The following is a 6,669-nucleotide window of genomic DNA, read 5'->3' on the forward strand; positions in this document are numbered from 1 at the left end:
CGTCGTCGACAGCGACGACGACCCGGACTACGGCCTCGCCGTCGACTACGACGTGCGCACCGGGATCATCGGCGGCCACTAGGCCGCCGGTGTCAGTCCGGCCGCTCCAGCGAGAACTGCTCGCGAATCGCGGTGTAGTCCTTGTAGCCGAGTCGGCTTAACGGAACGTAACTGGTGATATCGAGGAAGCCGTCGCGCAGGTGGCGGTCGTCGATGTGAACGCCGATCACCTCGCCGAAGGTGACCACGTTGGCCTCGCCCGGCAGCTCGACCGTCCGCACCAGCCGGCACTCGAGCGCCGCGGGCGCGGCGGCAACGCGGGCGCAGTCGATCTCGTGGCATTCCGCCTTCTCGAGCCCGGCCGCCGCGAACTCGTCCTCGCCGCGCGGCAGGGTCGCGGCGGTGGCGTTCATCGCGTCGCGCAGATCGAAGCTGACGATGTTAACGCAAAATACACCCGTGTCCCGTATGTTGGCCGTGCTGTCCTTGGTCCCCTCCCGGTCGGGCTTGGCGGAGGTTGCGGAAAACATGACCTGCGGCGGGGTGTAGGCGACGGCGTTGAAGAAGGAATAGGGGGCGAGATTGTCGCGCCCGTCGCTGTCGCGGGTCGAGATCCAGCCGATCGGCCGCGGGGTGACGATGGCGTTGAAGGGATTGCGCGGCAGGCCGTGGCCGTCGGCGGGGCGATAGTACATTGGCTTTCCTTCCAGGTTTGCCCCTGACCTAGCCCCATGCTAACGCCGCTTCCAGCGGGAGCGGAGGGCCGATGGACGGCGTGTCGAGGGAAACGCCGGAGGATTGGTGGGAGGTCGAGGCGCTCTACGACCTCTGCTTCGCCCCGGGCCGCACCGCCCTGTCCTCCTACCGGCTGCGCGACGGCGTGGCGCCGATCGGCGCGCTGTGCCTCGTCTGGCGTGACGGCGGCGGCGTGCTCGGCGGCGCGGTGCGGGTCTGGCCGGTCCGCGTCGGCGGGGTCGCGGCGCTGCTGCTCGGCCCGGTCGCCGTCCACCCGACGCGGCAGGGGGAGGGGCTCGGCGCGTTCCTCATCGAATCGGTGCTCGAGCGGGCGGCGGCGGAAGGCCACGAGCGGGTGATGCTGGTGGGCGACGCGCCGTACTACTCACGGTTCGGGTTCCAGGCGCTCCCCGGCGTCGAGATGCCGCCGCCGACGAACCCGGAGCGGGTGCTCGGCGTGGCGCTGACGCCGGGAGCGTGGGACGGCGTGGCGGGCGCCGTGACGGCCGCACGCGATTGATTTCGCGGGCGTCGTTGCCCATCTCTTCGGAGGAGATCAACAACGGAGCCGCCCGCCGATGCGCAACGTCACCCCCGAAGCGCCGCCCGCCGAGCTCGACGACGAGGCGCGCGCCGAGATCGAGGCGCTGGTGGAGCGCCAGCGCCGGGCCCGCGGCCTGCTGATGCAGGTGGTCACCTTCGCCGGCGGGCAAGTCGAGGACATGCTCAAGCTGCTGCCCAAGGGCGTGCGCGGCCGGCTCGACACCGCGGCGCGCGACGCGCTGGAGCGCTCCTACGAGGTCGCCGCCAGCACCGGCGGGCGCGCTTCGGGCGACCGCGCCAACAAGGTTTTCGCCACGCTGTCGGGCGCGCTCGGCGGCCTCGGCGGGCTGCCCACGGCGCTGGCCGAGCTGCCCGTCGCGACGACGGTGATCTTCCGCGCGGTGCAGAGCGTCGCCGCGCGCTACGGGGAAGATCCGCTCTCCGCCGAGACCCGCAAGGAATGCCTGCGCGTCTTCGGCGCGGGCGGGCCGGGCGAGGCCGACGACGGCATCGATACCACCTTCGTCGGCGCGCGGCTCAGCCTGTCGGGCCCGGCGGTGCACAAGCTGATCGCCACCGTCGCGCCGCGCTTCGCCGCGCTGCTGTCGCAGAAGCTCGCGTCGCAGGCGGTGCCGGTGCTCGGCGCGGCGGCCGGGGCGGGGACGAACTACGCGTTTACCGACTACTTCGTGGAGATGGCGCACGTCCATTTCGGCCTGCGCCGCCTCGCGCGCGGCCACGGCGAGGCGCAGGTGCTCGAGGAATTCCACAAGGTTCTGGCCGAGCGCACGATCCCGGTGAAGCGCGCCTGAAAAAAGTTCGTCCGCCGGCGACGGAAGGCGCTGGCCGGTCCGTTTGGAGAGGTGTCGGACGCGCAGAGAGGCGCGGACGGCACTGGACCAAGGAAAGGACCAAGACCAATGAAATCCCGCATGATCCTTCTGATCGGCGCGATCGTGGCAGGCGTCTCCATACAGGCGGTGCAGGCCCAGGTGGCCGACGCCGAGACGCGGCCGGGCTTCGCCACGCTCGACACGAACGGCGACGGCACGCTCTCGGAGGCCGAACTGCAGGCGCCGATGCTCGAGCGGTTCGCGCAGGCCGACGCCGACGGCGACGGCAGCCTCACCGCCGAGGAGCTGGCGACCGCGGCCGCGGCGCGGCGTGCCGAGCGCATGGAGGCGCGGATCGCGCGCATGATCGAGCGGCTCGATGCCGATGGCGATGGTGCGCTGTCTGCCGACGAGTTCATCACGCCCGCGCCGCGGCAGACGATGTTCGAGCGGCTCGATGCCGACGGCGACGGCAGCATCTCCGAGGCGGAGTTCGCGGCGGCTGGCGAGCGCGGCGAGCGCGGCGGACGCGGCCACGGCAAGGGCGGCCACGGCCCCCGCTCGCATCGCTGAGGCGACGGGCGTGCCGGCCGGGCAGGGCCGGCGCGCCTGCCGTTGCCGGGAGTGTTCCATGTGGCTACGACGCTGATCCATGTTCCAGCGATCTCGCAGGTCCGGGCCGGAGACGGACCCGGACGCCGACCTGCTCGCGGCCTACGCCGCGGGCGACTTGTCGGCGGCGCGCACGCTCGCGCGGCGGCTGGGCCCGGGGGCGCTCGCCCAGGCGACGCGGATGCTCGCCGACCGGACCGAGGCGGAGGACGTGGTGCAGGAGGCGATGCTGCGGCTCTGGCGGCAGGCGCCCGGCTGGCGCACCGGCGAGGCGAAGGTGTCGACCTGGCTCTACCGGGTGGTCGCAAACCTCTGCACCGACCGGCTGCGGGCGCGGCGGCGCAAGGATGTGCCGCTCGAGGCGGTGGCCGAGCCCGAGGACGACCGCCCCGGCGCGCTGGCCGACATGCAGATGCGCACCCGCCACGCGGCGCTGTCGGCGGCGCTGGCCGAATTGCCCGAGCGGCAGGCCCAGGCGGTGGCGCTGCGCCACCTCGAGGGGCTGGGCAATCCGGAGATCGCGGCGATCATGGACATAGGCGTCGAGGCGGTCGAGAGTCTGACCGCGCGGGGCAAGCGGGCGCTGGCGGCGCTGCTCGCCGGGCGCAAGGAGGAGTTGGGGTTCGCCGATGACTGAGCCGGTTGACGACAGGCAGCTCGAGCGGCTGTTCGAGGAGGCACGGGCCGGGGAGCCGGCGGCGCTTGACGACGCGTTCCTCGCGCGGCTGATGCACGACGCTGCGGCCGAGATGCCGCGCCGGTGGGGCGCGGCGGCGGGCGCGGGCCTCTGGGCGCTGCTCGGGGGCTGGGCCGGTGCGGGCGGGCTGGCGGCGGCGGCGGTCGGCGGGCTCTGGATCGGCATCGCCCCGCCCGAGGGCCTGAGCGATCTCGCCGCCGGGCTGGTGGGCGAGACGGCGAGCGTGGCGCTGGTGCCCGCGGACGATCTGTTCGGGCTGGAGGGGTGAGGCGATGCGGGTGATGCGGATCGTGCTGTTGCTGTCGCTGGCGCTGAACCTGGCGGTGGTCGGCCTCGTGGCGGGCGCGGCGCTGAGCGGCAAGCGTTTCGCGCCGCCGCGCTACGACCTCAGCCTCGGCCCGATCGGCGCGGCGCTGTCGGAAGAGGACCGCCGCGCCATCGGGGCGCGGCTGCGCGACCAGCCCGGGCTGCCGTCGGGGCCGCGGGCGCGCCGCCGGATGATGGAGGAGATGCTCGCCGTCCTGCGCAGCGACCCGTTCGATCCGGCGCCGCTGGCCGAGGCGATGGCGCAGCACCGGGCGCGGTCGGCGGCGGTGCTCGAGGCGGGGCAGGCGGCGCTGCTCGAGCGGCTCGCCGCCATGAGCCCGGCCGAGCGCGCGGCACTGGCCGACCGGCTCGAGGCCGGGGCGCGCCGCCCGGGGCGGAGCCGCGACGGCGGGTGAGGCCCGCTCAGGCGGCGGAGGCCGCGGAGGCCGACAGGCTGACGGTGTTGCGCCCCGCCGTCTTGGCCCGGTAGAGCGCCGCGTCGGCGCTGTTGAACAGCTCCTCGCTGGTGGTCATGCCCTCTGCCATCGCCACCCCGATCGACACCGTGACCTGCAGCGCCGTGGTGCGGCCGGGCAGCGGGAAGGGCGCCTCCTCGATCACGTTGCAGAGCCGCTCGGCGGTGTGGCGGGCGAGCCCGTCGCTGACGTCGGCCATGGCGACGACGAACTCCTCGCCGCCGATCCGCGCCAGCAGGTCGCCCGGCCGGACGTTGTCGCGCAGGCGGCGGGCGATCTCGCAGAGCACCGCGTCGCCGCTCGGGTGGCCCCAGCGGTCGTTGATCGTCTTGAAGTGGTCGACGTCGAGCACCATCAGCGCCAGACCGCTGCCCTGCGCGCAGGCCGTCTGCGCCATGTGCTCGAGGTGGGGCAGGGCGTAGCGGCGGTTGTGCAGGCCGGTGAGGGGGTCGGTCACGGCGGCGAGCAGGCCGTCGCGCAGGGTGGCGCGCAGGCCGTCGCGCTGGCGCTTGCACTGCAGCAGGGTGCGGACGCGGTGGGCGAGCTCCTCGAGGCCGACATCGTGGGTGACGAGATCGTTGGCGCCCAGATCGAGCACCATCGCCGACATGCCCTCCGCGCCCTGGGGCAGGATCACCAGCTGCGCCGCGTGCCGGGTCTCGGCGCGGGCGCGCAGCTCGGTGACGAGGCGGAACAGCTCGCTGGAGGCGTCGGCGCCGGTGAAGCGGCTGGCGTCGATGATGAACAGCTCGTGGAGCGGCGCGGCCGGCCCGGCGGAGGGCGCGAGGGCCTCGTCGGGCGACAGCTGCGCGCAGCCCCCCGGCAGCACCGCCGAGATCGCGCGGCCGCGCTCGAGCCCCTCCCGCCCCGGCGGCACCACGAGCGCGACGCGCCCGGCATGGCGGAAGGTCGTCTCGGGCTCGGCAAAGCCGAGGGCACGGGCGGCGTCCTCGCGCAGTCGCAGCTCGGCCTCGGCGTCGCGCTCGCGCAGGTGGGAGCGGATCTTGGCGAGCAGCAACACGTCGTGGGCGGGCAGCCCGAGCACGTCGTCGGCGCCGGCCGCGAGGACCGCGAGCCGGTCGTCGGGCCGCTCGAAGGGGCCGAGCACGACGAGCGGCATCGGCCGTCCGGCCGCCGCCGCCCTGAGGCCGGCGCAGGCGGCGAGGGCCTCCTGCTGCGCCGCGGACAATCCGGCGAGCACCAGGTCGGGGCGCCCTTCGGCGATGCGCGTGCGCGCCTCGGCCGGGGTGGCCGCGAGGGTCACGCGGTAGTTCGCCGCCGTCAGCTTGACCTTGAGCACGATGCGACTGGTCGCGGACGGATCCACGACGAGGATGTTGGCCGCCATCCGCACGTTCCTCCTGCTTGTGTCGGGTGCTGGGCAGCGTGCGCGGGAATGGTTAAGAAAGCGTTGTCGCGAAACAGGAACATCGGGGATGTGGACATGACGCCGGACCGGGCCGAAATGGTGGCGCTGATGGCGCTGGGCTGGCTTGCGGGCAACGACGAGCTGGCGCCGCTGTTCCTCGGCTCGACGGGGGCGGGGGTGGACGACCTGCGCGCCCGCGCGACCGATCCGGCGTTCCAGGCGTCCGTGCTGGAGTTCCTGACGATGGACGACGCCTGGGTCGTCGCCTTCTGCGACCAGCACGGGCTGTCCTACGAGGAGCCGCTGCGCGCCCGCTACGCCTTGCCCGGCGCGGGCGAGGTGCATTGGACATGAGCGCTCCGATCGAGGCGATCCTGTTCGACAAGGACGGCACGCTCTACGACTTCAACGCCACCTGGGGCGCCTGGACGATGGGGCTGCTCGAGGAGGTGGCCGAGGGCGATCCGGTGCTCGTCGAGGCGCTGGCCGAGGTGCTCGGCTACGACACCGAGCGCAAGCGCTTCCGCAAGGGCTCGCCCGTCATCGCCGAGCCCGCCGGGGAGGTCGCGGCGCTGATGCTGCCGTTCCTGCCGCCCCAGCCGCTGAGCGCGCTGGTCGAGCGGATGAACGACCTCGCCGCGCTCGCGCCGCAGGTCGAGGTGTGCGACCTGCGGGCGCTGCTCGAGGGCTTCGCCGCAGACGGGCTGGCGCTCGGCATCGCCACCAACGACGCCGCCGCCCCCGCCCGCGCGCACCTGGCCGCGTCGGGCATCGTCGAGGCGTTCGACTTCATCGCGGGGGCCGATTCCGGCCACGGGGCAAAGCCTGGCCCGGGCCAGCTCCACGCCTTCTGCGCCGCGACCGGGCGGCGGGCCGGTGCTTGCGTGATGGTCGGCGACAGCAGCCACGACATGCTCGCCGGGCGGCAGGCGGGGATGACCTGCGTCGCCGTGCTCACCGGCCCCGCCGAACGCGCCGACCTCGCGCCGCTCGCCGACGTGGTGCTCGAGTCGGTGGCCGACCTGCCGGCGTGGGTCCGCGCGCAGGGGTGACGGCCGGGGCGTTCCAGGCTCTCGAGCGGCCCGTCGACGATGTCCC

10 protein-coding genes are annotated in these 6,669 nt (G+C 74.0%); 8 read left to right on the forward strand and 2 right to left on the reverse strand.

Annotation, left to right across the window (positions count from 1 at the left end; genetic code table 11):
- Positions 1-92: 92 nt before the first annotated feature.
- Positions 93-695 carry a flavin reductase family protein gene (locus OG2516_RS14960; RefSeq protein WP_007256550.1) on the reverse strand — a complete coding sequence of 201 codons (603 nt, stop codon included), beginning with the start codon at positions 693-695 and terminating at the stop codon, positions 93-95.
- A gap of 71 nt (positions 696-766) precedes the next feature.
- Here OG2516_RS14960 and OG2516_RS14965 point away from each other — a divergent pair, with 71 nt between their 5' ends.
- From OG2516_RS14965 to OG2516_RS14990, 6 genes are all read left to right on the forward strand, one after another.
- A complete protein-coding gene (locus tag OG2516_RS14965) occupies positions 767-1,255 on the forward strand; it encodes a GNAT family N-acetyltransferase (protein ID WP_007256551.1) in 489 nt (162 codons plus the stop codon).
- A gap of 58 nt (positions 1,256-1,313) precedes the next feature.
- The gene (locus OG2516_RS14970) at positions 1,314-2,090 is read left to right on the forward strand and encodes an EcsC family protein (RefSeq protein WP_007256552.1); all 777 of its coding nucleotides are present in this window, start codon (positions 1,314-1,316) and stop codon (positions 2,088-2,090) included.
- Between the two features lie 120 nt (positions 2,091-2,210).
- Positions 2,211-2,684, forward strand: a complete 474-nt coding sequence (locus tag OG2516_RS14975) for an EF-hand domain-containing protein (protein ID WP_083788622.1) — start codon at positions 2,211-2,213, stop codon at positions 2,682-2,684.
- A gap of 79 nt (positions 2,685-2,763) precedes the next feature.
- On the forward strand, positions 2,764-3,360 hold the full coding sequence (locus tag OG2516_RS14980; RefSeq protein WP_007256554.1) for an RNA polymerase sigma factor: 597 nt from the start codon (positions 2,764-2,766) through the stop codon (positions 3,358-3,360).
- Entirely contained in the window at positions 3,353-3,688 is a 336-nt protein-coding gene (locus OG2516_RS14985) for a hypothetical protein (RefSeq protein WP_007256555.1), read from the forward strand. The genes OG2516_RS14980 and OG2516_RS14985 overlap by 8 nt, the downstream gene beginning before the upstream one ends.
- Positions 3,689-3,692: 4 nt before the next feature.
- Complete coding sequence (locus OG2516_RS14990) at positions 3,693-4,142, forward strand: periplasmic heavy metal sensor (protein ID WP_007256556.1); 450 nt, start codon at positions 3,693-3,695, stop codon at positions 4,140-4,142.
- A 7-nt stretch (positions 4,143-4,149) separates the two neighbouring features.
- Here OG2516_RS14990 and OG2516_RS14995 read toward each other — a convergent pair whose 3' ends face one another.
- On the reverse strand, positions 4,150-5,550 hold the full coding sequence (locus OG2516_RS14995) for a diguanylate cyclase domain-containing protein (RefSeq protein WP_007256557.1): 1,401 nt from the start codon (positions 5,548-5,550) through the stop codon (positions 4,150-4,152).
- Positions 5,551-5,646: 96 nt separating this feature from the next.
- Between OG2516_RS14995 and OG2516_RS15000 the strand changes: the two genes are divergently transcribed.
- Positions 5,647-5,925, forward strand: a complete 279-nt coding sequence (locus tag OG2516_RS15000) for a DUF3572 domain-containing protein (RefSeq protein ID WP_040616097.1) — start codon at positions 5,647-5,649, stop codon at positions 5,923-5,925.
- Positions 5,922-6,623 (forward strand): HAD family hydrolase, encoded by a 702-nt coding sequence (locus tag OG2516_RS15005; protein WP_007256559.1) that lies wholly within the window; start codon positions 5,922-5,924, stop codon positions 6,621-6,623. The genes OG2516_RS15000 and OG2516_RS15005 overlap by 4 nt, the downstream gene beginning before the upstream one ends.
- The last annotated feature ends 46 nt before the right edge of the window (positions 6,624-6,669 follow it).

Source organism: Oceanicola granulosus HTCC2516 (genome assembly GCF_000153305.1).
Lineage (GTDB): Bacteria > Pseudomonadota > Alphaproteobacteria > Rhodobacterales > Rhodobacteraceae > Oceanicola > Oceanicola granulosus.